Here is a 23,063-nt window from a genome sequence, read left to right as displayed (position 1 = left end):
CATGGCCGTTAGACCCGCGGTGGAGAAGCCCTGTAGGGCCGTGGCGGTGGTCTCGGGGGGGCCGGACAGCACCTGCTACGCATCACTCTGGCTGAGGAGGGGTTGCGACGTACATGCCCTGTCTTTCCTCTACGGCCAGAAGGCGGCGGTGGAGGTGGAAAAGGCGCAGGTCCTCCTCAGGAAGATAGACGAGCTGGCCGCCGCGAGGGGCTGGGGGAGGGTGGTGGAGCACAGGGTGGTGGATCTATCCGCCCTCGGGAGCCTCTGGCGCGGCACCCAGCTCACCGACGCGGCTCTGGCGGTGGAGAAGGAGTACACGCCCACCGTCGTCGTCCCCATCAGAAACGTGGTCATGGCGGCGGTGGCCACGGCGTATGCCTACACCATACGGAGCGCTACAGGTGCTAAGACCTACGTCGTATACGGGGCCCACTACGACGACGTTAAACCGCGTAAGGACACCTGGGAGCCCCTCTACCCCGACTGCTCGCCGGAGTGCGTCGAGGCCCTCCAGACGGCCTTCCGCATATGCCACTTCCGCGCGGAGAGAGACGTGGAGATCTGGACCCCCTCCAGGGAGGGGCTGAAGAAGTCGCAACTCCTCAAGATGTGCCACGAGGAGATAGGGGATCTGATATACGAGACCTGGTCCTGCTACAAGTCCGGCGAGGCCCACTGCGGGGAGTGCGAAAGCTGCAGAAACAGACACGCGGCCTTCATGGAGGCCGGTCTGCCCGACTGCACAACCTACCTAGCTCCGCCCGGCCCCGGCTTCGAGAGGAGGGGCCGCTTCTATGTACACGTGAGCTGCGCCAAGCTGAGGCAGTAGCCGGCTGAGTCGGTTAAAAGCCCTCTTCACCGTTTTGTTCAACACAGAGCCGTCTATATAGACGCGGTCTCCTGAGGTATATCGTCGGCACGGTTTTTCTGGCCTCTTCCACAAGCCGTAGATCTATCGAGACCTGGCGGTATCTCTCCCCGGCGCCCAGCTCCGCCTCCACAACGCCGAAGGGGTTCACCACGAGCGATCTGCCGGTGAAGCGGGGCCCCCAGAGGGCAGAGACTGCGACGTATATGCCGTTTTCCACAGCCCTCGTCCTGGCCAGGAGGTGTAGCGTCTCCTCCTTAAGAGGTCCGGCGTACCACGCCGCCGGGACTGCAGCCACCTCCGCCCCGGCTAAAGCCAGCTCTCTAAACACTTCGGGGAACCTCAGCTCGAAACAGACGGCGAAGGCGACCTTAGCCCCCCTCACAGCATAGACCTGGGACAGCTCGACCCCCGGCTCCACGAACTCCGACTCCCTATAGCCGTAGGCGTCGAAGAGGTGGGTCTTCCTGTAGATGCCGACCGCCCTCCCGCCCGGGTCCACGAGGACGGTGGTGTTGTACACCCTAGGCCTCGGTCCGCGCTCCAGGAAGCCGCCGGCCACGTAAGCCCCCAGCTCCGCGGCCAGCCGCCCAATCAAGCCGACGAAGTCCTCCAGAGTGGCCGCCCTCCTCCAGACCTCCTCGGGGGGTAGCCCCGTGGGGTCGAAGTTTGTGTACTCCGGCAGAAGGAGGAGGTCGGGCTCGGACCTGCCCACCAGCTGGCCCACCGCCTCTAGGCGGCCGGGGGATATCTGCGCGATGCCGAGCCTAAACATAAAAAGGGGGGAGGTGCGGGTTTAAACATGTTGAACCTTATCTTAGCCATACTCCTCATAACGCCGTCGGGCGCCTTCTCCCCCGGCCCCCTCACGGCCTCCGCCGTGGCTTTGGGCGCGGCGCGGGGCTGGAGGGCGGGCCTCCGGGTGGCGGCTGGCCACATGGCCTTTGAGCTACCCTACGTGGCGGCTCTAGCCTACGCCTTCAGCAGACTCAACGTCGAAGCCTACAAGGTCCCCCTGGCCGCCGCGGCCTTCCTCTTCATACTGTACTTCGCCTTCCTCCTCCTGAGAGACGCCTGGGGCATAGCCAGAGGCAGACCGCCGTCTCTCCCAGCCTCCAGATTCGCCAGCCCCCTGGCGGCGGGGGTGGCGCTGACGGCCCTAAACCCCTACTTCCTCCTCTGGTGGATAACGGTGGCCGGCCCCATAGTGGCCGAGCTGGCCGCCCAGCCCCCCTACGTCTTCGCCGCGGTGTACGCGGCGCACGTCTGGATGGACTACCTCTGGCTGGCACTCATGGCGTCTCTTGGAAACGCCGCCTCGCGCCTCCTCTCGGCGAAGGGCTACGCCGTCTTCCTAGCCGCGCTGGCGGCCATGTTGTTGTACTTCGGCGTAGAGCTACTGCGTAAGCTCCTTTAAAATCGCCAGCATAGACCTGGCGTTTTCCAACATGGCGTGGTCGTTGTTGAAAAAGACGTAGACCCTCGCCGGCCTAAGCGCCACGACCCTCTGCGCCACGTCCCTAAGCTCCACCTCGTCATAGAAGTGGGAGTACCAAGAGGTCCGGCCGTGCATCCTGAGATACACAACACCGCCTGCCTCCACAACCCATGTCCACTCGGGAGAGTCGATAGAAACGAGGGCGAAGCCCGCCTCCTCAGCCCACTCCACCACCTCTTGGCTAAACCAGCTGGGGTGCCTGAACTCAAACGCCGCCCTTCTACCGACGACGCCGGCGGCCTTCTCAACTCTGGACATACTACGGCGGGATCTGGCGAAGGAAGGCGGCATCTGGAAGAGGTAGAAATCTACGTAGGGGTCAAGCGGCTTGAAGGCGGCGAGAAACCTCCTCAACAGCTCCAGCGCGCCCTCGGAAAGCTTGCCGAAGTGCGTCACACCTCTGTAGACCTTCACAGCCCACCTAAGCCTGCCCCCCGCCGCGGCCCACCTCGCCGCTTGTCTCTCGGTGGGAATCCTGTAGAAGCTGGCGTTTAGCTCAACGGCGTTAAGCCCGCTGTTTTCCACATACCACTCCAGCGACCTGCCCAAGTTCCAGGCGTAGAGCCACCCAGACGTGCCAACGAACACCTCCATGGGAGAACATGAAGTGCCAAAATTGTTTATCACGGAAGGGGTCTTGGACCCTGCGGTTGCAACCCAATCGCGGGGAGAAAACTTTTTAATACAAGTATATTGAGGTTGCCGCGGCCGGGAGAACGCGGCGCGAGCCCCGGTAGTATAGCCCGGACTAGTATATGGCCGTGTGCCAGCTAAAGCGGGCCTGTCGAGCCCGTGACCCGGGTTCAAATCCCGGCCGGGGCGCCAGCCCTCCTCTACCCGCAAAAACAAGCCGATTTCCGCCTGCCGGATTTCCCGAAGCAACTTCGGAATCGAAACATTTATAACTCCAGAGGGAGAAGTCTCTATGCCAGAGGTAAAGGGCCCATATCTGGGCATGAAAATACCGGAAGATCTATGCTTCAACACAGACGCTGGGAGGAAGTGCTTCCGCGACTACAAGGGCAAGTGGTTACTGCTGTTTAGCCACCCCGGCGACTTCACGCCGGTTTGTACGACGGAGTTTATCGCGTTTGCGAAGAAATACGACGAGTTCAAGAAGAGGGGCGTCGAGCTACTCGGCCTAAGCGTAGATACCGATATAAGTCACATAGAGTGGAAGAGGCAGATAAAGCAGCTGTGGGGCGTCGAGATTCCATTTCCAATAATTGCTGATGTGCCCGATTTCCAAGTGTCTAGTCTATTCAACGCCATTCCGCCAGGCACGACAGTGACGGTGAGAGCCTTGGCGTTGATTGACCCAGAGCTAAAGCTGGCTTGGTTCGCTCTCTACCCGATCGCAAACGGCAGAAATATTGACGAGATCTTACGCATAATCGACGCGATACAGTTCTCGTACAAGCACGGCTACGCCACTCCAGCCGACTGGAGACCCGGCGACCCGGTGATAGTTCCGCCGCCACACTCTTACGAGGAGGCTGAGAAGAGGCTAAAGGAGCCCGGAATTGAGTGCAAGACCTGGTGGTTCTGCACGAAGAAACTGTAATTTTTTCTACACCATCTCTTTCTCGTGGTTGTTGCCGGTGTCGACCTCTCGGTGCGTAGGCCTTCTGCCGTTGCCGTATTTGAGGGATGCGACCTCCTCTACCTAGGGCTTGGGCTAGGCGACGGGGATGTCGTCAAGCTCGCCGTCTTGCTTAAGCCCGCTGTTGTGGCCATAGACGCCCCCCTATCAACGCCGCCTGGGGGGCGCGGGTTAAGAGATGTGGAGAGGGAGCTGAGGAGGCTCGGATTTAGGCTTCTGCCGCCCATGATGGGGGGCATGGCTAAACTTACCGAGAGGGGGATTAGGCTTGCGGACGCGCTGGGGAGCGAGGTGATAGAGGTGCACCCAACGACTAGCATAAAGGCGATGGGGCTGTCTAGGGGGGATGTGGAGAGGTGGCTGGGCCTGCGGCAGAGGGATCTCGTCGATGCGGTGGCGGCGGCGTTGACGGCCGTGGCGTACGTTAGGGGGGCCTACAGGAGGTTCGGGCCCTTTGTCCTCCCCACGGCCAGGGTCTGTCTCTAGCGGCGGAATCGGCGCGCGGTGAGGGCCTCTATCCCGGGCTTCCCGAGGGCTAGGTCGGCGGCTAGCTTCCCCAGGGCGGGCCCGTAGGTCCAGCCGAGTCTACACGCCCCCGTGGCTACCACGACCTCGCCCACCTTGTCCACCACGGGGAACCCGTCTGGGGTACAGGGCCTGTAGCCCACCGACATCTCCAGAACCTCGAAGTTGCCCAAGATCTGGCGGGCTCTCTGCAACACCCTGGCGGAGGGGCTGTGGTCCTCCGTGCCGTCTAGGTCGAACCTACCCGTTACCTTTGTCCACTTGGGGAGGGGCACCACCGCGACCCCCTTGGCCATTTCTATAAACATGTTCTGGGCTTTGGCCGTGGTTCTGAAGCCGTAGCCCTTAAAGGGGGCGACTGGGATTCCGAATTTCCTCGCCCAGTAGCCAGCAGCCACCACAACGGCGTCTGCCCCCACCACGTCGCCGCCCTCTAGCCAGACCTCCCGGCCGGCCACCTCCTGCGCCCTCCTCCTCACCGTCTGGACCCCCCGTAGCTCTCTAAGCATCCTAGCTACGAAGTCTTCTGTGGATAGCCTCGCGGCGTCTAGATACGCCAGCGCCTCTCTGCCGCAGCATCTGCCCGCCTCCACCTTCGGCGATAGGGGGTCCCGTTTGGCCTCCTCCAGCGCCGCCGCCACGTCTATCCCCACCTCGTAGAGAGGCTCCTCCGAGTAGGCGAAGTCGTTTTCCGCCTCGGCCAGCGCTCTGTACTGACGCCGGGAGTATTCGCCGAGGGTTTTTATGGCCTCCCACATGTCCTGGGTGGGCTCCCTCCCCCACGCCTTGAGATACGCCGAAATCCAGCCCCAGTCCCAGGTCTTTATCCTGGCGTCGCCGCGGAGAGCCATGGAGAGGTACCTCCGGGGGTAGGACCTCACGTTGATCCGGTTGATCACGAAGCGGGTGAACTCGAGTATTCCCGCCGCCGCTTTAGACCAGCCGCCGGGCTCGCCCTGGTCTATTATCACGACATCTGCGCCTTGTTGCCGCAGGTGGTATGCCGTAAAAAGGCCTATGATGCCGCCTCCAACGACGGCAACCTTCATGAGAATTCTTAAATAGCGCCTTTTTATCCGTTGGCATGAAGTCGATAGCCACCGCGGTCGTCGCGTTGCTCGTAGGCGTTGTGTTGGGATACCTCGTCGGCGTCTCCACGGCGCCTAAAACCCCCGCGCCCGTTACCACAGCCGTGCCGGTTGCTACAACTACCTCGTCGGCTACCTCCGCCCCGGCCTCTCCCCAGGCGGCTTGCCCCGTCTCCGTGGACGTTATCAAGAAGAGGGGGAAGCTGATTGTCGGCACAGACGCCACGTGGCCTCCCTGGGAGTGGGTTATGGGCGACAAGATAGTGGGTTGGGATATAGACATCGCCCGCGAGATCGCCAAGGCCTTGGGGGTCCAGCTGGAGATTAGGGATATGAGGTTCGCCGGCCTTCTAGAAGCCGTTAGGAAGGGGGACGTGGATCTCGCCATCAGCGCCATCACCTGGACCTCCGAGAGGGAGAAGGTCCTCGAGTTCTCCATGCCCTACTACAGGGAGTCCATCGTGGTGGTGACCAAGGCCTCCCGCACCGATATAAATAAGGTGGAGGATCTCTACGGCAAGACAGTGGGGGTGCAGATCGGCACGACCCATGAGGAGTGGGCTGCGGCGAACCTGGAGAAGCCCGGCAAGGCAACCGTAAGGAGGTACGACAAGGTATATCCATATATGGTGGAGGTGCTGAAGAGAGGCGACGTAGACGCCATAATACTAGACCGCTCCATCGCCACCGCGCTGGTTAAGAAGTTCCCCGACCTAAAGATAGCCTTCGAGATACCCGGCTCCGCCGGCTACATCTCCGTGGCTATGCCCAAGTGCGCCCAGGATCTTAAGCTCGTCGTAGACCAAGTCATCGAGAATCTGACGCAGACCGGCAAGCTGGACGAAATCTTCCAGCGCAACTTCGAGCTGTTTCTCGGCTCGTAAAATTTTAAATAGAGCACCCTTTTTCAAGCCGTGCCCTCTACAAAACCCCCCAAGGAGAGGCCCTACGGCAAAAGCAAGATAAGGTGCATCAGATGCGGCACGAGGGAGGCGGTCATCCGCAAATACGGGCTGAACCTCTGCAGAAGGTGCTTCAGAGAGGTGGCGCCTCAGCTAGGCTTTAGGAAGTACTTCTGAGCCGGGCTGGGCGGCCCCCGCCGCGCCCTAGGCGAAGGAAGGGGAACCCTAGACAAACGGGGCGTTTTCGGGACCTCCTGGAAAGCTAATCTCGGGCGGTTGCGCTGGGGTGACCACGCCTGTCCCCCGGCTCTGCGAGGGCGCGTGGTCCGCCGCCGGCTTCGGGGCGCATTTTTCTGAGGCGTTGCGGGAGTGTAGCTGGCGAAATGTTTTTAAAGGGTGGGGTGGGCGGGGGGCTATGGTGATGCTTGACCTGCTGTCCAACGCCCTGATCCAGATCAAGAACGCCGAGGCGATGGGCAAGAGGCAGGTGGCTATCTGGCCCGTCAACAAGCTTATCTACTACACCCTGAGGGTTCTCCAGCGGCATGGCTACGTGGGGGAGGTGGAGTATATCGACGATGGGAGAGGGGGGAAATATGTGGTTCAGCTCCTGGGCAAGATCAACGACATAGGCCCTATAAAGCCTAGGTACCCGGTTAAGTACAGGGAGATCGTGCAGTGGGAGCAGAAGTTCCTCCCGGCGAGGCAGATCGGGATTCTGGTGATTTCGACGAACCAGGGCGTTATGTCGCATGTAGAGGCCAAGGAGAAGAAGATAGGAGGCGTCCTGCTGGCCTACGTCTACTAACACTTAAATACTGGCCCAGTCCGGGGTTTTCGTGTCTGCTAGGCCAAGGAGAGATCTTCCCCAGCCTCTCAGGAGGTTGCTCAAGCTACGCCTTGTACTCAAGCGGAGGAAGCCGGAGTTCGTCCGTATAGACCAGTGGCGGTACAAGCGGATTGAAGACAGCGGGTGGAGAAACCAACGCACCATCGACAACAAGATCAGGAGGAAGTGGAAGGGCTGGCCTAAGCCCGTGGAGGTGGGCTACCGCAAGCCCGCCGCCGTGCGCGGCCTTCACCCCAGCGGCTTTGTGGAGGTGCTTGTGCACAGCCCCGACCAACTCGCCGGCCTTGACCCCAAGACCCACGCCGTGAGAATAGGCGGGACGGTTGGGCTGAGGAAGAGGCTGGAGATAGTGAAGAAGGCGCGGGAGCTGGGCTTCTACGTGCTTAACCCGGGGAGGAGGGTGGAGGAGCTTCTGAAGAAAGAGTTAAATAAGGCCCAGTCCGGCCAGTAGGTATGGTCGACGTGAAGAGACTCGCGGCTGACATCTTGGGCGTTGGCGTAAGTAGGGTGAAGATCTCCCCCGAGGCCGTGGAGAAGCTCGACGAGGTTGTGACTAAAGACGACGTGAGAGCCCTCATAGACCAGGGGCTCATCTGGGCGGAGCAGGAGAGGGGGGTGTCCAGAGGCCGCTGGCGCGTTAGACACGTAAAGAAGAGGGAGGGCAGGAGGAGGGGGCACGGTAGCCGCAAGGGGAGGAGGACAGACGAGGAGGAGGTGTGGAAGAACAAGGTGAGGGCCATGAGGAGGTTCCTAAACACCCTGAAGAGAAGCGGCAGGTTGGAGCCGAGGGTCTGGAGGCAGCTGTACGAGATGGTGAAGGGCAACTACTTCCGCGACCTAGGCCACTTGAAGACGTACATAAACGAGCACAAGCTGACAAAGGAGCCTGTGAGGTAGCATGGCGAGGGGCCCTAGATACAAGGTGCCGTTCAGAAGGAGGAGGGAGGGCCTCACAAACTACAGGAAGAGGAGGAGGCTAATACTCTCTCGGAAGCCGCGGCTCGTGGTTAGGAAAACCAACAAACACATAATCGCCCAGGTCGTCGTGGCGAAGCCGCAGGGCGATGTGACGATCGTGGGCGTCGACACCAGGGCGCTTGCTAAGTTCGGCTGGAGGGGCGACGAGAACAACACGTCGGCGGCCTACCTGCTCGGCCTTGTGGCGGGGTACAAGGCGAGGCTGAGGGGGGTGAGGGAGGCCGTCCTCGACATCGGCCTCCACAGGCCCGTGGCTGGGTCTAGGGTGTTCGCCGTCTTAAAAGGCGCTCTAGACGCCGGCCTGGAGATACCACACGGCGAGGAGGTGCTCCCGGAGGACGACAGGGTCTCCGGTAAACACGTGGCGGAGTACGCGGCGAAGCTCAAGGAGGAGAACCCAGAGCTCTATAAGGCGAGATTCTCCCGGTATCTCCAACGGGGGGTGCAACCCGAGGATCTGCCTAAGCACTTCGAGGAGGTTAAGAAGAAGATCGTTGAGCACTACGAGGCGAAGCTCGCCAAGGCGGTCGCCCAATAGTTTATATCCCCGGCCCATCTCCTGTCTGAGTGCCGCTGGAGCGCCGCCTTTGGCGGCCCCGTGAAAGTCGGCCCCCCGGCTTAAATTTTAAATAGCTGTTTTTACATGGAAGCAAGCCCCGGTAGCTCAGCGGGCCGGAGCGCCCTGGGGCTCAGCCCCGCGTAGGCCTTGTATCCGCTGGCGAGACAGCGGGAGGTCCCGGGTTCGAATCCCGGCCGGGGCTCTTTCTCGGCCTTGGAGTGGGGCGTAGAGATGATATAAAGACCAGCCTTGTTAGCCCCGTGGATGTTGTCGTCTCGTCCACTCTGGTCGAGTCCACCCGCTTGGTGTCTCAGAGACATGTAAACCCATTCGGGGCGCTGTATGGCGGGTACATGCTAAGGTGGGTTGTGGAGGTGGGTAACGTGGCGGCGATGAGTTTTGTGGAGGGCGACGCGGTCTTGGGCTACCTGGACAAGATGCACTTCTTAACCCCAGCGAGAGCCGGCGACCTGCTGAAGTTCAGAGCTTGGGTTGTGGAGTCTAGACGTACAAGCGTCTCGGTGCTTGTGGAGTCCTATAGGGCGGGCGGCGCCGAGTTGGCCACCGTGGGTAGGATGGTGTTTGTGAAAATTGGGCTAGACGGGAGACCGGTCCCCGTTAACAAGGGCGTACGTTGCGACGCCGGCTGGGAAGATCTCTGTCTTTATTTCAAGAGGTGGCGGTCGGAGGTGGACGCCGCCGTTAGAGGCGAGATGCCTAGGGCGGGGGACGACTGGCGCGACGTAAGCAAGTTCCTCGCGATGCCTGAGGACTCCGTCGACGGGCTTTTGATGGACGGAGGGCGGCTCCTCTTTAGACTTGACGAGCTGGCCTACATCAAAGCCTTCCAGTTCTACCCGGCGACGTACGTCACAGCGGGGGTCAACAGGATAATCTTCAGGAAGCCTATATACGTAGGCGACATCGTGGCCGTGAAAACCGGCGTTACATATGTGGGCTCCACCAGCGTGGAGATCGGCTTCACCGTGGAGGCGTGGGGGCGGGGCGGAGTTAGGCATGTAGCAGACGGCTACTTTACCTTTGTAAACATGTCGGAGGGGAGGCCCACCGCCATCAACGCCCCGCCTCGGGGGGACGAGGCGGCTAGGAGGAGGAAGGAGGAGAGCGTCAAGGAGGCCAAGCTGTTAAAGGGGCTTAGGCCCCCCGCCGGGGCGGAGCCGTGGCTCCTCCAGCTAGCTAGAGGTTCTCAACAAGGTGGCTGAGGAGCTCCTCGGGCTCGTCTTTAAGGGCTGAGGTGTAGTAGAGCCGGACGGACCCCAAGGCCGTAGCGGCGTCGTCCCCCTCAGTAAATACGCCCACCTCCTCGGCGAGATCTCTCTTGTTTCCAAGAAGCACCTTTGTGTGAGGCGGGTACCTAGATACCCAGTTCTCGATTTCCCACAGGGCTTGGAGCGTCGGGGGGTCCACGACGCTGTAGACGTAGACGACGAGGTCTATCCTCGTGCCGAAGGTCTTAATCGCCTCGTAGTATCTCTGGGCTACCTCGACGGCGTACTGGCCGGGCGTATCCACCAGGTACAACAGCGTATCTCCCGCCGTTATCTGGTAAACCCCTGGCTTCCTGGTTACCCTCGGGGCCTTGGCTATGCCGAGCACCCTGTATATATACGTGGTTTTGCCCACGCCGCCGATGCCCATGAACACAACGGTCTTGCTCTCCCTCCTACGAAACATCCGTTATACAGAGGTCGCGGTCCTTATATATCGTCTTCCCCCCGCGTCCGCACTCCTCGCCACGTCCCAAGCCCAGCGCCTCGGCGATGAGGTCTGCAAATATCCCGAGGCCTCCCGAGAAGGTCACTCTGTAAACCCTCTCGGCGATTTCGCGGGCCTTTCTCACATCTACTCCCCTGTGGCAAACCAGCGCGAGGGTGAATCTGCCGTATTTGTCCAGGGGGAGATCCTCCAGCCTGCCCACCTCGAACCCCACGTAGAGGGACGGAGCCATTTCGGTTCCCACCTTCACCAGCTCCAGGGGCAGGAGCGACATCCGCTCCTCTTCAAGGGCGAGGATCTCCCAGTGCTCGTCGAGGATCACGAGGTCTGCGCCGGTGGCCGCCGCGACCTCCGTTGAGAAGCCGCAGGGAAGCCACCCCGCCACCAACACTATCCCGCCTCTGCCGAGCTTCTCGGCGGCTCTAACCCTTAGGCCTTGGAAGAGGGCGGTGGCTGCGAAAAGCGCCTCGTAGTTCGGCTTCACCGGGTCGCCGAGGAGGTGAGGGATGATTACGTCGTCGAAAACCGCCCCCAGTAGGCGGCTTGACACCGCAGGCGGGAGCTTGCCCGTCCGCTTGTACCTGTCTCCCCTTTTTGCGAAGTACCCCAGCTCGGCGAGTAGGCCGTATATCCGGCCCAGGGCGTCGTCGGCCTTCACCTCGGTCTGCTTAAGCAGGATCCGCATGTAGCGGCTACCTGCAATTCCGGAATCAAGCGCAGAAGACACATGGCATTTGGAGCTTGGATTTTAATATTCAATTTAGAATCTCAACGTTTTATAAAGGCGCCACTCTCAACATGTGTATCTCTTCTCAAGGAGGGGGGGCCTCGCCTATTTCAAGCTTGGGGAGGTTGCGGTGGAGTTGGTCCCCCCTCCCCTAGCCGGCGTGCTGTCCAAGAGGCTAAGGGAGGGCGCCTCCCTAGTGGTGGTGGGTCCGCACGGGGTTGGCAAATCGGTTGCGGTGGGGCTCGTCGCGTATGCCGCGGCTGAGGAGGGCGCCGTGGTCATAGACCTGGCCTCCGACACCTCCACCTTCGCCGAATATCTAAGGCTGGCCCGTAGGGCTGGCTGGGCCTTCGCGGTCTTTGACGCGCTACCGCCTCAGTTCTACGCAGAGCCCGAGGTTTGGTCTGAACAAGCCGCGCTCTGGAGAGATAGCTGCGGCAGGATACTGGCGAGGGCCGACTACGTTAAACGGCTGGGGTTCCCCAGCGTGGTGGTCCTCCCGACGGAGTTGGCGGTGAGGTGTAGGTCGGAGCTGGCTGGGTACGAGCGGCTGGCCGTTGAGCCAGACGCCGGCCTCGCCCGGGAGATTTTCGCCAAGAACAGCGATGTGTACTGCGGCGCCGATTACGCAGACGCCGTGGTGGAGCGCGTATCCACGTGGGGGGAGGGCGTTGCCTACATGGCGTTGCATGCGGCTAAGGCTCTTCAGTTCTGCGACGAGGACCCCCGCAGGGTAGCCGACGGAGCGAGGGACGCCTACGCTGAGAAGCTGGCTGCGTACGTCAAAATCCTCTACGCGCCGTCTTGCTCCAAGGCGAGGCGGTTCGTAAGCCTTTTGGCATATAGGCATCTGCCTCCGCATATCGCGTCGCAAGCCGCCCACTACGAGGCGGTGGAGTCCAGGGTAAGGACGCTGGAGAAGTTACTGTCGCTGGCCGACAAGCTGGCGGGGCCGCATAGGGAGTATGTGAAGATACTGGCTCTCCAGTCCGCCGAGGAGCTCAGGCGCTTGATGAGGCCCGGCTGGGTGGCTAAGTCGATAGAGGCAACCTCCGGGGGGATATATGAGGAGGTGTTGAAGAGGGTGGAGGAGGAGGTGAGGCGCCAGTGCGGCATCGTGCGCCGCGAGGTGAACCTACGCGTCTTAGCTAAGGCGTTTGTCATAGTGGAGGAGGCCTACAACGACTTGGCTAAAGCCACCGTCGCCTTGGCCATGGGCCAAAGCCCATGCGTGGGCAAGATGGCGAAGCTCTGCAGAGGCGGGGCTATGGATGAGGCGCTGATCAACGCCTTGATACACCCAATCAGGCTGTCGGCTGAGGCCCCGCCGTCTTTAACAAGCGGGCTTGAGTACTACGCCGGCAAGAGGGCCGAAGAGGTGGGGGAGAAGGGGTGGCTTGAGGTGTTAAACGCCTTGTACGAAGCCGCGGAGAGGCACCGGGTAGATCTAAGGCCCTTTAGGGACTATGTGGAGCTGGCGCTGACGCGGGGCAACCTCATCACCAAAAGGCTTGCCCTTGCCCTGGTCCAGTCGGCGGCGGTGGCCCCCGGGGACGCCATAGCGCTCGCCTTAAAAACGGCTGTGGAGCTCGGCGAGGATACCGAGACTCTGGCAGCTAAATACGTGGAGGCCGTGGGAGACGCCGGCCCCATCTACGAGAAATGCGGCGTGGAGTGTAGAGAGGTGGTGGTGGAGGTGGCCGTGGCCTCGGCTGCAAAGGCCGCCGCGGCGCGGCCGTGCCAAGCCCTTAGGCAGATGGAGCTGGCTCTGGAGAGCGCCGGGTACGGGCAGGTGGTCAAGAGGTATAAGCCGTCTGAGAGATGCTCCGAATCTATATAAACAACATCCATCGATAAAGTGTGGAGAGATATCTCCGTAAATACGGAGACGCCGCCCTTATAGGCGATCTTCTGAAGCTTGCGGACTCCCACGGAGACTCCCGCAACCGCTTCTACGAAGAGGTAGTCGGCCAACTCAGTAGAGTTGTAGACATGGCCGAGAGCTACATAAGGGAGGAGTCGGCGAGGCTCTCCCACACCCTGGAGAGGCTGATAGGCAGAGTTCCGGAGTTTAGGCAGCTGGGGCTCGGCGATGTGGAGGAGAGACTAGCCGCCTTGAGCAGGGAGTCCGAGGTTGTGATTGAGAAGCTGAGGGCTAGGCTGGAGGAGATAAGAGGCGGGAAGACGGCCTACCTAACACTCGACGAGCTCTTCGACCTAATAAAGGAGCTGGACGAACTTTGGGATATTACGAGAAGATTCGTCCAATTTTACAGCCAGATATACAGCGATCTAGCGCCCCTCTTCCTCATCACAACTTAGCTCAGCAACTTTTATAAGGCTATGAGATGCCAAAGCCATGGAGAAGTTCAGGACCATCGTTGGCGAGAAAAAGGAGGAGCCCAAGAGGGAGCTCGCCGAGGTTGTCCAAGAGGTAAGACAAGCCGTGGAGCCGGCGCCGCCGCCACCTCCTCCGCCTCCCCCGCCGCCTGCCCCTAAGGAGGCGACCACAGACGTGGGTCAGTTTATGAGGTTTGTGGCCTCCACCATTGCGAAGCTACCCGCCGAGGAGAGGACCTTCGTGAGGTTTCTAATTGCTCCAAAGGCCACGCCTCTGGTGATGAACGACAGGATGATAGACGTGATATATAAAAACATCGATTTGCTGGAGGAGCCACATATAGAGGCGTTGAGCAAATCCCTATCTCCCGAGGATCTAGTGAAGCTGGCTGAGAAGTTCAACTCTAAACTCGCCGCGCTTATCTCGATACTCGCGGAGAAGTGCCGCCCCTCGGCGCCGCAGTGATAAATGATAAGGGCGGGGACAGTAGCCTTCACAAGCTGTAAAGGAGGCGCTGGAAAAACCACACTTTCTGTAAACACAGCCGCGGCTCTTCCCATAAACGTACTCCTTATCGACCTAGGCGGCGGCGCCTCGAGGTACTTCCCAGCGCCGCAGATAGATATCGAGAAGGTGACCCCCGAGGTTGAGGCGTATAAAGACGAGAGGACGAAAAACTTGTTTGTGATCCCGCTTGCGGTGGACCCCGCCTCCGTTTGGAGAATAGAGAATTGGGAGGAGATATTTAGAAACCTGACGGAGGCCGTGAGGCGGAACGTAGTGAAACACTCCATAGACGCCGTATTTATCGACATGTACCAGCTCTCCAGGATAACCCCCATCGAGGTCTTCGGCTTAGATAAAGCAGATGTGATAGTGCTGGTGGTGGAGGGCTACGAAGACTGCACAAAGCCGCTTGCGCTGATAAAGAGGTTCTTCGACGCCAAACTCTACATAGTGCTGAACAAACACGAGAGGGGGATCGAGTACCAAGGCGCAGCGCTGAAGATACCCTTCTCGGCCACATTGGACTACTACAACAGACGGGGCCAGCTCTACACGAAGCCCGTGATAAAGCTGGCGGAGCTCCTCATGCAGGATCTTAAGAAGGTAGGTAAGTCGCGGTGGTTCGAGTAAGACACCCCGCAATACATATATGTAGGAGCTGATCTACAGCCGTGGATTTGAGAACCCTAGTTGCGTCGATCTTAGCGTCGGTGACATCAGCCGACGCCTCCACGGTGTACGCACTGGCCGTGATAGCTAGAGACGAGCTTAGGGAGAAGATGGAGATAACGCAGCTGACGGTGGAGGAGGTGCTGAGGCAACTAGCCGACGAGGGGTACGTGGCGGAGTACGAGGAGCTATCCCTCGACTTCAGGAAGAGGATCAAGAAATACGTAGCCACGGACAAGATCAAGTCCCTAGCCCAACCGTTGCCCCCCAAGGCGCAACAAGTCGCAAAGCTCAGGTACGTAACGCCGGCGTTCTACCACCTACTCAACCAGCAGAAGTAGAGGTGGAGCCCCGGCCGGGATTTGAACCCGGGACCTACGGGTCTCCACGCGGTCTGCAGCTTCGGCGGACCGGCGGTCCACCGCCGCTCTGCCGGACTGAGCTACCGGGGCTGTCTCCCCAAGATCTCTTCTTTATATCTTTTGACCCTGGCGTTTTTGATGAGGTAGTACCCCCATCCGGCGGGGTGCCAGTGGGGCTCCCCCTCCAGTATTTCTATGGAGAAGAGTGGGCTTTCGACGACGTAGGTCTCGTACTCTCCCCCCTCGCCCACGGGGGAAAAGCCGTATCTGCCGCTAAGCGCGATTATCTCCTCGGCCACCTCGGGGGTCACCGTTAGGCCTAGGTGCCTCGGCCCAAGCCCCATCGCCATAGCCGCCGTGATGACGAAGCGGAGTCTGGCGGCCTCCTCCCTGAGGACCTCCGCCTGATCCCGCCCCCAGAGAGGCGCTATGTGCTTCACGCCCAGCCTCTCAGCAAGGGCGTCTACCCGGGCCTTCTGGTACCTAGAGGCGACGGCCCCCGTGACTATCCCCTCGACGCCGTGTCTCTCCGCTATTGGCCTCAGCGCTTGGTAGAGCTCCTCCACCTCCTGCTCCTTCTCGCCGCTTACCTCCACGAGGTATTGGGGGATCCCCATCGCCTCTCCGTGTAGGAGGCTCCACCTTATGTTCACGGTGTGGAACATGTAGGAGTCTGACCTACGGGATGCTGCCGTGACTAGGCACACCACCTGGTGGCCCTCCTCCATGGCCTTCAACATGGAGTAGTGGCTGTCCTTGCCCCCGGTGTACAAAACCGCCACCCTCATCTCAACCTCCTGATTAGGCGCTCCGCTTGGGCGATGGCCTCTGCGGCGTTTTTCGCCTCAACTTCGCCTGAGCCTCTGTGCAAGGGCCCTCTGACGGCGTAGGCGAGCCTCCCCGTTTTTGGGAACCAGAGGAAGTACACCTCGCTCCTCCCCACCTCGCCGTTGACCCACTCCATCAAGCCGCCCGCCTCTCCGTAGCTCACGACCTTGTCCAGCATCTTCGCCACCTCCACGTGGAAGGACCCAATGAAGTGGAGCAGATTCACATCAGTGGGCTGTTGTGTGGATAAAAACAAAACGGGTTAGGGAGACAGCTTTGTACACCTCTCCCGCCTAACCTCCCCAGCGCCGCTCCTCTCGGGGGGCGCGCCGAACTTGCACGCGTCTACATACGGCGCTAGGATGAGGCAGAGGCTGGTTATGAAGTTCTTTAGCTTGGTCCACATGTGTAAAATATACGCGGCTTTATATATCGCTTTCGAAAGATGTCAATTCTGCCCAACTCGGCGCTAGCGCCATACGCCGAATTCGTCGGGTTGCGCCCTACCCTCAGCTGAAAGGTGCGACAGTACGGCGCGGACGGTGGTGGCGGTGAGGAGCAGGTTCTCCCAGCCAGCCTCCACCCCCAGCCTCTTCAGCAGGTTTTTAGCCAGCGTTAACACATCGCCGGGCAACGCGGCCTCCACAAGCTTGTAGGCCCTCTCCACTGCCTTTCTATTCGTCTCGACTAGCTCGGAGATCTTCTTCTTGCTCCCCACCACGGGGCCGTGGCCGACCACAAGCAACTCCGGCTCAAGCGAGAGTATACGGTCCAACGTGTTGAGGAATGCTGAGTAGTCCATCAGGTAGGGGACTCCGTATTTCTCCAACACCTTTTCGCCGAATATCGCGTCGCCGGCATAGAGCAGGCCGTCGGCGTAGTATCCCACGTGTCCAAAGGTATGGCCCGGCAGGTGGACAACTTCGAAGGGGCCTACCCTGTCGCCCGCCTTCACCACGCCATCTACCTTCAAGTCGCGCCCCTTGTAGACTGCCTTGTCGACGTATACGCCGTGGGTTAAAAACAGACGCGCCTTAACGCTTGCGACAAAAAGCTCCTCTCCCCATGGTGCGTAGACGGTTGAGCCGTCTGGAACTGCCGAGAGGTGATCTGCGTGGAAATGTGTGAGGAGTACAGTGGGAGGACCTCCGACCTGGGACACAATCTCCAGAGCCCTCGTCTCCGGCTGACCCGGATCCACCACATATACCCCCGCTATGAGGGTGTTGGGCGATCCCCTGAGCAGTTTTATACCTTTTCTAAGCTCCATGATGTTGACGTCGTCTACCTATTTAGTAGTTGCGTATCTTTGGGTAGTAGCAACTCGGGGTGCGTGGAGGGCGAACTGGGCGAGAACTCTGAAGGGTTTGAATGGTAGCAACCTCAAGAGCTCTTATTAGAGCTGTAAATCGATAGGGAGTTTTTCTACGTACTTCAGACACCACCTAGACGTCTCCAGCTTCACTGCGTGTACATATACGCCGCTTTTATAGGCTCTCGCTAGAGCCTCGGCGAATCTTCTGTCCATCTCCCAGTTCGGCGAAAACACGGCGGCTTTCTTCCTTAAGACTAGGAATACCACATGCGCCTCAAATCCGTCCGCCGCCGCCCTAGCTAGCTCCTCCATATGCCGCGCCCCTCTCGTGGTGGGTGCGTCTGGGAAGAGCGCTCTGCCGCCGACCTCGAGCGTTACGCCTTTGACCTCCACCAGCGCCTTCTCGCCCTTTGGGCCGCGGAGGAGTAGGTCGAAGCGGCCTTTCCCATATGCCGGCTCATGCCTCTCAACCCTATATCCGGGGAGGAGGACCCCGGACTCTATGAGCCAAGAGGCGATCTTGTTGTGTTTTGCGGAGTCCACAAACACAAGCTCGTCGGCGAGCTCGACGGCCGTCAAGTAGTATCGGGTCTTCCCCGTCTTCTTCCGCCTCGCCCAAATGACCGAGCCTGGGTAGAGCAGCTCAGCCAGCCTACCAGGGTCGTGTATGTGTACAAGCTCGTCGGCTCCCCCTATCTCGGCCACGCCCACGAACCTGTTTAGCCGCCTCTTGAAGACGCCGCGGGCGTCGGGCTCATCCAGCGGAAGACACACATGCGCCATGGACAACCCGGTTTTATTTGTTCGCGTCTAGCCGCCGAAGGGAGGCACTATCTGTACAACATCGCCGTCTTTCAAAGCTGTGGTCAACCCCCTGAGGAAGGCTATCGATCTGCCGTTTATCAAAACGTCGTGCATGGGGGCCACCACGTCGCCCGACAACAACCTCCTCTTCAGACCCGGATATCTGCCCTCCAGCTTATCCAGCACGTCCATAACCGTCGGCTCCCCATCTACCTCGAGCACCTCGGTCACCACGTCGTATCTGTCGATGCCGAAGTACTTAGGCCCGTAGATCTTCACCACCACCTTCACGGCCGCTCTAGACGGCTTATTTAAAAACAGCTACCCCCTTCTAGCGTCGGCCGCGGAGCCTGGCACGGGGAGGGCATCTCCGGCGTCGGCAGGGAGGCGGCTGACACGCGGCGAGGGCCAACTAGGAGCCGCGTCGTCGGGGACACCTGGCGTAGGGTGGCCAAGGCGATGTGGTCTACTGGTGTTCTAGCACCGCCCCCCTCTCTATCTTGTATATTCTGTGGTAGAAGCCGGCTATGTACTGTGTGGAGGATTCTGCCAGTAGGAGGGACACCCCCTCTCCCTTCACGTAGTCGGTCACCGCCTTCTTTATGTCGTCTGCGAACTTGGGCGATACTCCCTCGAAGATCTCGTCTAGGAGCAACGCCCTGCGCCCCACCAGTATGGCCCTAGCTAGTGACACTATTTTCCTCTGTCCGCCCGAGAGGGTGTAGGCCTTGCGCCCCAGTAGCTCCTTCACCATGGGGAAAAGGCCGTAGACCACCTCCAGCCTCTCCTCGGGCAGGCGTAGCGATTTCATGGGCAGGAGGAGGTTCTCCTTCACCGTTAAGGAGGGGAAGAGCCCGCCGTCCTCGGGGCTGAAGCCTATCCCAAGGCGGGCCCTCTCGTATGCCTTAAGGCCGCTTATATCTCGCCCGTCCAACAGCACACTCCCGCCGTGGGGGTAAAGACCCATTATGGCGCGCAGGGTGGAGGTCTTCCCGGCGCCGTTGGGCCCCACCAACGCCGCCACCTCGCCGTCGCCCACCTCCAGAGTGACGCCTCTGACCACGTGTAGCGGCCCGAGCTTGACCTCGAGCCTCTCAGCCTTAATCATGGCTCCACTCAGCGGTCTTAGCGACCTTCACCACCCTACCCGCCATCATCTGCACCACCCTATCTGTGAACTTCTTCACAACCTCCAAGTCGTGTTCAACGACGACTGCGGAGGCTCCGCTCTTCTTCACAACCTCTACGATCTTCTCCATAACTGCGAACTTCTCCTGGGAGCTGACGGAGCTGGTGGGCTCGTCTAGTAGCACGACCTTCGGCTTAAATACGAAGGCCAGCGCTACGTCGAGCAACTTCCTGTGGCCCTCGGAAAGCTCCGTAACGCGTCTCCTCCTCACCGCCTCTAGGTCGAAGAGGTGGAGCGCCTCCTCCACAACCCGCCTATCCACCTCGCCTAGGGTGTAAGGCTTGAGGCCCGACGCCGCGACCCGGAGGTTCTCCTCGACGGTGAGGTTGGGGAACAGTAGGGGGAATTGGAAGGATCTCACGACGCCTGCCCTCACCCTCCTCTCCGCGCTCCACCTCGTTATATCTCTGCCCTCCAGCAACACGCTCCCCCTATCTGGAGCTACGTATCCGCTTATCACGTTCACCAAGGTCGTTTTCCCAGAGCCGTTGGGGCCCACTACGGCGACCACCTCCCCCGGGGCCACCGCGAGACTCACGTCCTCCAGCGCTACCACTCCGCCGAATCTCTTGTAGACGCCTCTAACCTCTAGCACCGCCGACATACGACCTAGCTAGGGCTAGGGCGAATATAAGCATGAGGCCCACGCCCACGACCAGCTCGTACACGTAGTAGCTCGCCAAGATGTCTAAGATTCTCAACACCAGGGCGCCCGCTAGAAAGCCGTACATAGGCGATATGAAGCCGCCGGCTAAGCCCCCGATCACCATGATGGATGACTCGGACCAGAACGATAGGTCCGGCGACACGTGGTTGGTCAGGTAGGCCAATAAGGCGCCGGAGACGGAGCCGAAGACCGCCGAGAACACGGTGAGCTTCACCACGGCGGCTTCAGGGCTGACCGCCAGAGCCCTCATCCTCAGCTCGTTTTCTCGGAGGCCCAAAGCGTTGTAGTACAGGGCGCTCCTCAGATATCTAGACCTCATATAGAGGCCCGTCGCCGCCAAGGCGGCGGTTAAACCCGCTATAGCGTCTGTCCCGGCTGGAAAGCCGAAGAGGAGGTAGGTCGGTATCGTGATGCCGTCGGAGCCCCCGGTGACTGTGTAGAACTTGACCAACACCCCGTAGAGCACCATGGATACAGAGAGGTTGAGCAGGGCGTAGAAGATCCCCCGGAATCTGGCCGTGGCCTTTCCCACGGCGTATCCAAAGGCGGCGCCGGCGGCGGCGGCTAAGGCGACGCCTGCCGCTACGTCGGATACGCCCAAGTGTTTATACAGCAGGCCCGCCGCGTAGGCGCCAGCTGCCACATACATGCCGTATCCGAAGTTCACCAAGCCGGCGTCCAACAGCTTCGTCACCCCCAAGACGGCTAGAGATACAGCGCCGAAGTAGACGACCTCGTATCTGAGGTAGGCGCCTGGGGCCAATATGTACGCCAGGCCGTATGCGGCTAGGAAGAGGAGGGCCTTATACCCGTCTCTCATGGCGCGTGAACAAGCCGCTTGGCTTCACCGCCAGCACCGCCAACACGGCTATGTAGATGCTGAAGAGCTCCAGCTCCGGTGCGTAGAACACAGACGCCGTTCTTATGAGGGATATAATCAGGGAGGCCACCAAGGCCCCCATCACGTTGCCCAGCCCAGCCATGGCCACAACGGCGAAGGCGTACACCAGCGCCACCCCCGCCAAGCCCGGCGTGAAGCTCTGCCACATGGAGGATACGGCGCCACCTAGCGCGGCTAGAGCTACGCCCAACACCACGCCGGTGCCGTGGACAAGCCCGCTCTTCACCCCCAAGGCCTCGGCCATCAGGGGATTGTCGCCCGCTGCCCTGAGGTACAAACCCCACGGGGTTTTATACAAGAGGAGGTACACAGCGGTGAGGGCGGCCGCGGCGGCGGTTGCGCCTAGTATGTAGGCCCAGGGGATGCCCGCTGCCCTCCCCAAGCTCTCGGCGAAGGCGTAGGCGTTGTATATGCCGACTCCGAAGACGGTGCGGTAGATCCCTTCGAAGATCCAGAATAGGGAGAAGGTGAAAAACAGCTGCGACGTCTCATCACGGGCGAGCCTAGATACGCCTATGTAGAAAGCGGCGCCCGCCAACGCCGCAACCCCAACGGCCGCGAAAACCGCGATGCCGAAGTTGCCTAAGGCGGCGAACGCCCAAGACGCTACATAGCCCCCCAGCACGAAGAAGGAGCCGTGGGACAGGTTGAGGGTTTTGGCGGAGCTGTAGATGAACTGAAGCCCGACGGATAGGAGCACGAGGTGTGTCCAGAAAGTCAACACGGCGAGGAAAAACTCGATCATTTAGCCTATCTGCTTATACCACTCCTCGCTAGGCCACGTTGGGGTTATCTCAGCCGGCGGCATATATCTGTAAGGCCTTAGGAGTCTGAAGTCGTATCCCTGGACCTCTGCCGTGGTCCCCACAACCACGCCCTTCGCGGCGTTGTGTACAGGCGTCATCATGATGTAGTCGCCTGGAGACGGGTAGGCCAGCCTTTCGAAGACCTTGGCCACCAGCCCCACGTCCGGCCAGTCTACGCCGTATACGGCGGCCGCCGCCTCGTACGCGTATTTCACGCCGAGGATGGCGTTTGCCATGTGGTACGCCGGGTAGGGAGGCCACGACCCGTAGCGTCTCCTATACTCGCCGGCTATCTCCCGGTTCAGGAGGTTGAGTCTTGGGTCCGGATACTCGAAGTAGTGGGGCGCCTGTACTATCTGGCCGGGCGGCATAGACCCCTTTAGATCCTGTAGCATGGACTCTCCCCGTGTAAAGGCTACGGTGGTCACCTTGAAGAGCCCCCTCGCCGACGCTTGTTGGACGAAGTTGGCGAGGTCGGGTCCCCAGAAGGATGTGTATACGAGGTCGGGCTTTAGATCCAGTATCTTGCCGATTTGAGCTGAGTAGTCGGTGGTGAAGAGGGGCGTCCACAGCTCGCTCAGGATCTGCACGTCGGGCTTTAGGCGCTTCAGCAGCGCCGTGAAATCCGCCCAGTTGTCGCGGCCGTAGGCGTAGTCCTGGTTAATCCCAACAACGGTCTTGAAATCCGGCTTCACCTCCAGCAGGTACTTCACAAGCGCCACGTTGTCTTGGGCGGTGGTCGTGGCGGTTCTAAAGGTGACCTTCTTCATGATGCCCTTATCCACCAGCTGCTTCGTGGCGCAGTCGAAAAACACAGTGAGGGCAGTCCCAAGTTGCTCCGCCACAGGCGCCACTGCGAGGCAGTCGGCGCTGGAGATGAGGCCCACATAGGCGTCGACGCCCTCCTGCTGAGTGAGTTGTCTGTACAAGGCCACCATCTGGTCAGGCCCCCCAGCCTCGTCTCTAACCACCAGCTCCACGGGGACCCCGTTTATGCCGCCTCCGGCGTTTATCCTATCGACTAAGAGCTTAGCCATGTTGACGGCTGGAACTCCGAAGACAGAGGCGGCTCCGGATTGATAAGCCACAACCGCAAGTTTAAACGTCTTTGGCCGCGCCTTTGTTGCCGTGGTGGTCGTGGCGGCCTTGATGGTCTCGGTGCCGCCCGGCTTCACCACCTCCACCGTGGCGGGCTGGAAAAACTTGCCGATTCCGTAGCCGGCGGCGAGACCAACTATGAAGCCGCCGCCTATCTTCAGCAGATCCCTCCTTAACATCTCCGACATGGGAAAGGCGGCCTGCGATGTCTAATAAGCCTATTTACCATGAGCTTCTGTGA

At 60.3% G+C, this 23,063-nt stretch carries 32 protein-coding genes and 3 tRNA genes; 18 read left to right on the top strand and 17 right to left on the bottom strand.

Features of this window, described 5'->3' with window-relative positions:
• Nucleotide 1 precedes the first annotated feature (1 nt).
• Nucleotides 2–829 (top strand): 7-cyano-7-deazaguanine synthase, encoded by an 828-nt coding sequence (locus tag TNEU_RS06375; protein WP_012350612.1) that lies wholly within the window; start codon nucleotides 2–4, stop codon nucleotides 827–829.
• Between the two features lie 13 nt (nucleotides 830–842).
• On the opposite strand, the gene TNEU_RS06370 is transcribed toward TNEU_RS06375, so the two are convergent.
• Nucleotides 843–1,643 carry a carbon-nitrogen hydrolase family protein gene (locus TNEU_RS06370; protein WP_012350611.1) on the bottom strand — a complete coding sequence of 267 codons (801 nt, stop codon included), beginning with the start codon at nucleotides 1,641–1,643 and terminating at the stop codon, nucleotides 843–845.
• A 27-nt stretch (nucleotides 1,644–1,670) separates the two neighbouring features.
• Between TNEU_RS06370 and TNEU_RS06365 the strand changes: the two genes are divergently transcribed.
• Nucleotides 1,671–2,285 (top strand): LysE family transporter, encoded by a 615-nt coding sequence (locus TNEU_RS06365; RefSeq protein WP_012350610.1) that lies wholly within the window; start codon nucleotides 1,671–1,673, stop codon nucleotides 2,283–2,285.
• Here the strand turns inward: TNEU_RS06365 and TNEU_RS06360 are convergent.
• Complete coding sequence (locus TNEU_RS06360; protein WP_012350609.1) at nucleotides 2,265–2,960, bottom strand: DUF72 domain-containing protein; 696 nt, start codon at nucleotides 2,958–2,960, stop codon at nucleotides 2,265–2,267. The two genes, TNEU_RS06365 and TNEU_RS06360, sit on opposite strands and share 21 nt — an antisense overlap.
• 133 nt (nucleotides 2,961–3,093) lie before the next feature.
• Between TNEU_RS06360 and TNEU_RS06355 the strand changes: the two genes are divergently transcribed.
• The 3 genes from TNEU_RS06355 to TNEU_RS06345 all read left to right on the top strand — a co-directional run bounded on the left by TNEU_RS06355 (nucleotide 3,094) and on the right by TNEU_RS06345 (nucleotide 4,455).
• Nucleotides 3,094–3,191 (top strand) — tRNA-Asp (locus tag TNEU_RS06355).
• Nucleotides 3,192–3,291: 100 nt separating this feature from the next.
• Complete coding sequence (locus tag TNEU_RS06350) at nucleotides 3,292–3,930, top strand: peroxiredoxin (protein WP_012350608.1); 639 nt, start codon at nucleotides 3,292–3,294, stop codon at nucleotides 3,928–3,930.
• A 24-nt stretch (nucleotides 3,931–3,954) separates the two neighbouring features.
• On the top strand, nucleotides 3,955–4,455 hold the full coding sequence (locus TNEU_RS06345; protein ID WP_012350607.1) for a DUF429 domain-containing protein: 501 nt from the start codon (nucleotides 3,955–3,957) through the stop codon (nucleotides 4,453–4,455).
• Here TNEU_RS06345 and dpdh read toward each other — a convergent pair.
• Nucleotides 4,452–5,543: a D-proline dehydrogenase gene (gene dpdh, locus TNEU_RS06340; RefSeq protein WP_012350606.1), complete on the bottom strand. Its 1,092-nt coding sequence runs from the start codon at nucleotides 5,541–5,543 to the stop codon at nucleotides 4,452–4,454. The genes TNEU_RS06345 and dpdh overlap by 4 nt on opposite strands.
• 35 nt (nucleotides 5,544–5,578) lie before the next feature.
• On the opposite strand from dpdh, the gene TNEU_RS06335 reads away from it, so the two are divergent.
• From TNEU_RS06335 to TNEU_RS06300, 8 genes are all read left to right on the top strand, one after another.
• The gene (locus TNEU_RS06335; RefSeq protein ID WP_012350605.1) at nucleotides 5,579–6,466 is read left to right on the top strand and encodes an ABC transporter substrate-binding protein; all 888 of its coding nucleotides are present in this window, start codon (nucleotides 5,579–5,581) and stop codon (nucleotides 6,464–6,466) included.
• A gap of 30 nt (nucleotides 6,467–6,496) precedes the next feature.
• On the top strand, nucleotides 6,497–6,661 hold the full coding sequence (locus TNEU_RS06330) for a 30S ribosomal protein S14 (protein WP_012350604.1): 165 nt from the start codon (nucleotides 6,497–6,499) through the stop codon (nucleotides 6,659–6,661).
• A 238-nt stretch (nucleotides 6,662–6,899) separates the two neighbouring features.
• A complete protein-coding gene (locus TNEU_RS06325) occupies nucleotides 6,900–7,292 on the top strand; it encodes a 30S ribosomal protein S8 (protein ID WP_012350603.1) in 393 nt (130 codons plus the stop codon).
• Between the two features lie 31 nt (nucleotides 7,293–7,323).
• The gene (locus TNEU_RS06320) at nucleotides 7,324–7,785 is read left to right on the top strand and encodes a 50S ribosomal protein L32e (protein WP_012350602.1); all 462 of its coding nucleotides are present in this window, start codon (nucleotides 7,324–7,326) and stop codon (nucleotides 7,783–7,785) included.
• Between the two features lie 2 nt (nucleotides 7,786–7,787).
• Nucleotides 7,788–8,231, top strand: a complete 444-nt coding sequence (locus tag TNEU_RS06315) for a 50S ribosomal protein L19e (RefSeq protein ID WP_012350601.1) — start codon at nucleotides 7,788–7,790, stop codon at nucleotides 8,229–8,231.
• Between the two features lies 1 nt (nucleotide 8,232).
• Nucleotides 8,233–8,850 (top strand): 50S ribosomal protein L18, encoded by a 618-nt coding sequence (locus TNEU_RS06310; RefSeq protein WP_012350600.1) that lies wholly within the window; start codon nucleotides 8,233–8,235, stop codon nucleotides 8,848–8,850.
• Nucleotides 8,851–8,965: 115 nt separating this feature from the next.
• A tRNA-Thr gene (locus tag TNEU_RS06305) sits at nucleotides 8,966–9,073 on the top strand.
• Nucleotides 9,074–9,131: 58 nt separating this feature from the next.
• Nucleotides 9,132–10,094 carry an acyl-CoA thioesterase gene (locus TNEU_RS06300; protein WP_245521947.1) on the top strand — a complete coding sequence of 321 codons (963 nt, stop codon included), beginning with the start codon at nucleotides 9,132–9,134 and terminating at the stop codon, nucleotides 10,092–10,094.
• Here TNEU_RS06300 and TNEU_RS06295 read toward each other — a convergent pair.
• Nucleotides 10,069–10,566, bottom strand: coding sequence for a Rab family GTPase (locus TNEU_RS06295; protein ID WP_012350598.1), 498 nt, complete (start codon nucleotides 10,564–10,566; stop codon nucleotides 10,069–10,071). The genes TNEU_RS06300 and TNEU_RS06295 overlap by 26 nt on opposite strands.
• A complete protein-coding gene (locus TNEU_RS06290) occupies nucleotides 10,556–11,335 on the bottom strand; it encodes a hypothetical protein (RefSeq protein ID WP_012350597.1) in 780 nt (259 codons plus the stop codon). Before TNEU_RS06290 ends, TNEU_RS06295 begins: the two co-directional genes overlap by 11 nt.
• Before the next feature lie 73 nt (nucleotides 11,336–11,408).
• On the opposite strand from TNEU_RS06290, the gene TNEU_RS06285 reads away from it, so the two are divergent.
• Genes TNEU_RS06285 through TNEU_RS06265 form a run of 5 tightly spaced genes read left to right on the top strand, consistent with a single transcriptional unit; the run spans nucleotide 11,409 to nucleotide 15,193 of the window.
• Nucleotides 11,409–13,175, top strand: coding sequence for a P-loop NTPase family protein (locus TNEU_RS06285; RefSeq protein ID WP_012350596.1), 1,767 nt, complete (start codon nucleotides 11,409–11,411; stop codon nucleotides 13,173–13,175).
• Nucleotides 13,176–13,195: 20 nt separating this feature from the next.
• A complete protein-coding gene (locus TNEU_RS06280) occupies nucleotides 13,196–13,657 on the top strand; it encodes a hypothetical protein (protein ID WP_012350595.1) in 462 nt (153 codons plus the stop codon).
• 37 nt (nucleotides 13,658–13,694) lie between these two features.
• Entirely contained in the window at nucleotides 13,695–14,141 is a 447-nt protein-coding gene (locus TNEU_RS06275) for a hypothetical protein (RefSeq protein ID WP_012350594.1), read from the top strand.
• Between the two features lie 3 nt (nucleotides 14,142–14,144).
• Entirely contained in the window at nucleotides 14,145–14,813 is a 669-nt protein-coding gene (locus TNEU_RS06270; protein ID WP_012350593.1) for a nucleotide-binding protein, read from the top strand.
• A 41-nt stretch (nucleotides 14,814–14,854) separates the two neighbouring features.
• On the top strand, nucleotides 14,855–15,193 hold the full coding sequence (locus TNEU_RS06265) for a hypothetical protein (RefSeq protein WP_012350592.1): 339 nt from the start codon (nucleotides 14,855–14,857) through the stop codon (nucleotides 15,191–15,193).
• A 3-nt stretch (nucleotides 15,194–15,196) separates the two neighbouring features.
• Here the strand turns inward: TNEU_RS06265 and TNEU_RS06260 are convergent.
• The 12 genes from TNEU_RS06260 to TNEU_RS06210 all read right to left on the bottom strand — a co-directional run bounded on the left by TNEU_RS06260 (nucleotide 15,197) and on the right by TNEU_RS06210 (nucleotide 23,010).
• Nucleotides 15,197–15,304, bottom strand: a tRNA-Cys gene (locus TNEU_RS06260).
• On the bottom strand, nucleotides 15,295–16,002 hold the full coding sequence (locus TNEU_RS06255) for a diphthine--ammonia ligase (protein WP_012350591.1): 708 nt from the start codon (nucleotides 16,000–16,002) through the stop codon (nucleotides 15,295–15,297). Before TNEU_RS06255 ends, TNEU_RS06260 begins: the two co-directional genes overlap by 10 nt.
• Nucleotides 15,999–16,268 carry a hypothetical protein gene (locus TNEU_RS06250; protein ID WP_012350590.1) on the bottom strand — a complete coding sequence of 90 codons (270 nt, stop codon included), beginning with the start codon at nucleotides 16,266–16,268 and terminating at the stop codon, nucleotides 15,999–16,001. Before TNEU_RS06250 ends, TNEU_RS06255 begins: the two co-directional genes overlap by 4 nt.
• Before the next feature lie 36 nt (nucleotides 16,269–16,304).
• A complete protein-coding gene (locus TNEU_RS10270) occupies nucleotides 16,305–16,448 on the bottom strand; it encodes a hypothetical protein (RefSeq protein WP_012350589.1) in 144 nt (47 codons plus the stop codon).
• A gap of 63 nt (nucleotides 16,449–16,511) precedes the next feature.
• Nucleotides 16,512–17,312 (bottom strand): MBL fold metallo-hydrolase, encoded by an 801-nt coding sequence (locus tag TNEU_RS06245; protein WP_012350588.1) that lies wholly within the window; start codon nucleotides 17,310–17,312, stop codon nucleotides 16,512–16,514.
• 126 nt (nucleotides 17,313–17,438) lie between these two features.
• The gene (gene sfsA, locus TNEU_RS06240) at nucleotides 17,439–18,140 is read right to left on the bottom strand and encodes a DNA/RNA nuclease SfsA (RefSeq protein ID WP_012350587.1); all 702 of its coding nucleotides are present in this window, start codon (nucleotides 18,138–18,140) and stop codon (nucleotides 17,439–17,441) included.
• A 27-nt stretch (nucleotides 18,141–18,167) separates the two neighbouring features.
• A complete protein-coding gene (locus tag TNEU_RS06235) occupies nucleotides 18,168–18,452 on the bottom strand; it encodes a MoaD/ThiS family protein (RefSeq protein WP_012350586.1) in 285 nt (94 codons plus the stop codon).
• A 175-nt stretch (nucleotides 18,453–18,627) separates the two neighbouring features.
• Entirely contained in the window at nucleotides 18,628–19,269 is a 642-nt protein-coding gene (locus TNEU_RS06230; RefSeq protein WP_012350585.1) for an ABC transporter ATP-binding protein, read from the bottom strand.
• Nucleotides 19,262–19,954 (bottom strand): ABC transporter ATP-binding protein, encoded by a 693-nt coding sequence (locus TNEU_RS06225; RefSeq protein WP_012350584.1) that lies wholly within the window; start codon nucleotides 19,952–19,954, stop codon nucleotides 19,262–19,264. The genes TNEU_RS06230 and TNEU_RS06225 overlap by 8 nt, the downstream gene beginning before the upstream one ends.
• Nucleotides 19,932–20,837, bottom strand: a complete 906-nt coding sequence (locus TNEU_RS06220) for an ABC transporter permease subunit (protein WP_012350583.1) — start codon at nucleotides 20,835–20,837, stop codon at nucleotides 19,932–19,934. The genes TNEU_RS06225 and TNEU_RS06220 overlap by 23 nt, the downstream gene beginning before the upstream one ends.
• Entirely contained in the window at nucleotides 20,821–21,663 is an 843-nt protein-coding gene (locus tag TNEU_RS06215; RefSeq protein WP_012350582.1) for a branched-chain amino acid ABC transporter permease, read from the bottom strand. The genes TNEU_RS06220 and TNEU_RS06215 overlap by 17 nt, the downstream gene beginning before the upstream one ends.
• Nucleotides 21,664–23,010 (bottom strand): ABC transporter substrate-binding protein, encoded by a 1,347-nt coding sequence (locus TNEU_RS06210; protein ID WP_245521946.1) that lies wholly within the window; start codon nucleotides 23,008–23,010, stop codon nucleotides 21,664–21,666.
• Nucleotides 23,011–23,063: the final 53 nt, after the last annotated feature.

The sequence above is a fragment of the Pyrobaculum neutrophilum V24Sta genome, assembly GCF_000019805.1.
Classification (GTDB): domain Archaea; phylum Thermoproteota; class Thermoprotei; order Thermoproteales; family Thermoproteaceae; genus Pyrobaculum; species Pyrobaculum neutrophilum.
Note: the sequence above shows the minus strand (reverse complement) of the source record. Positions and strands in the feature narration are given on the sequence as shown.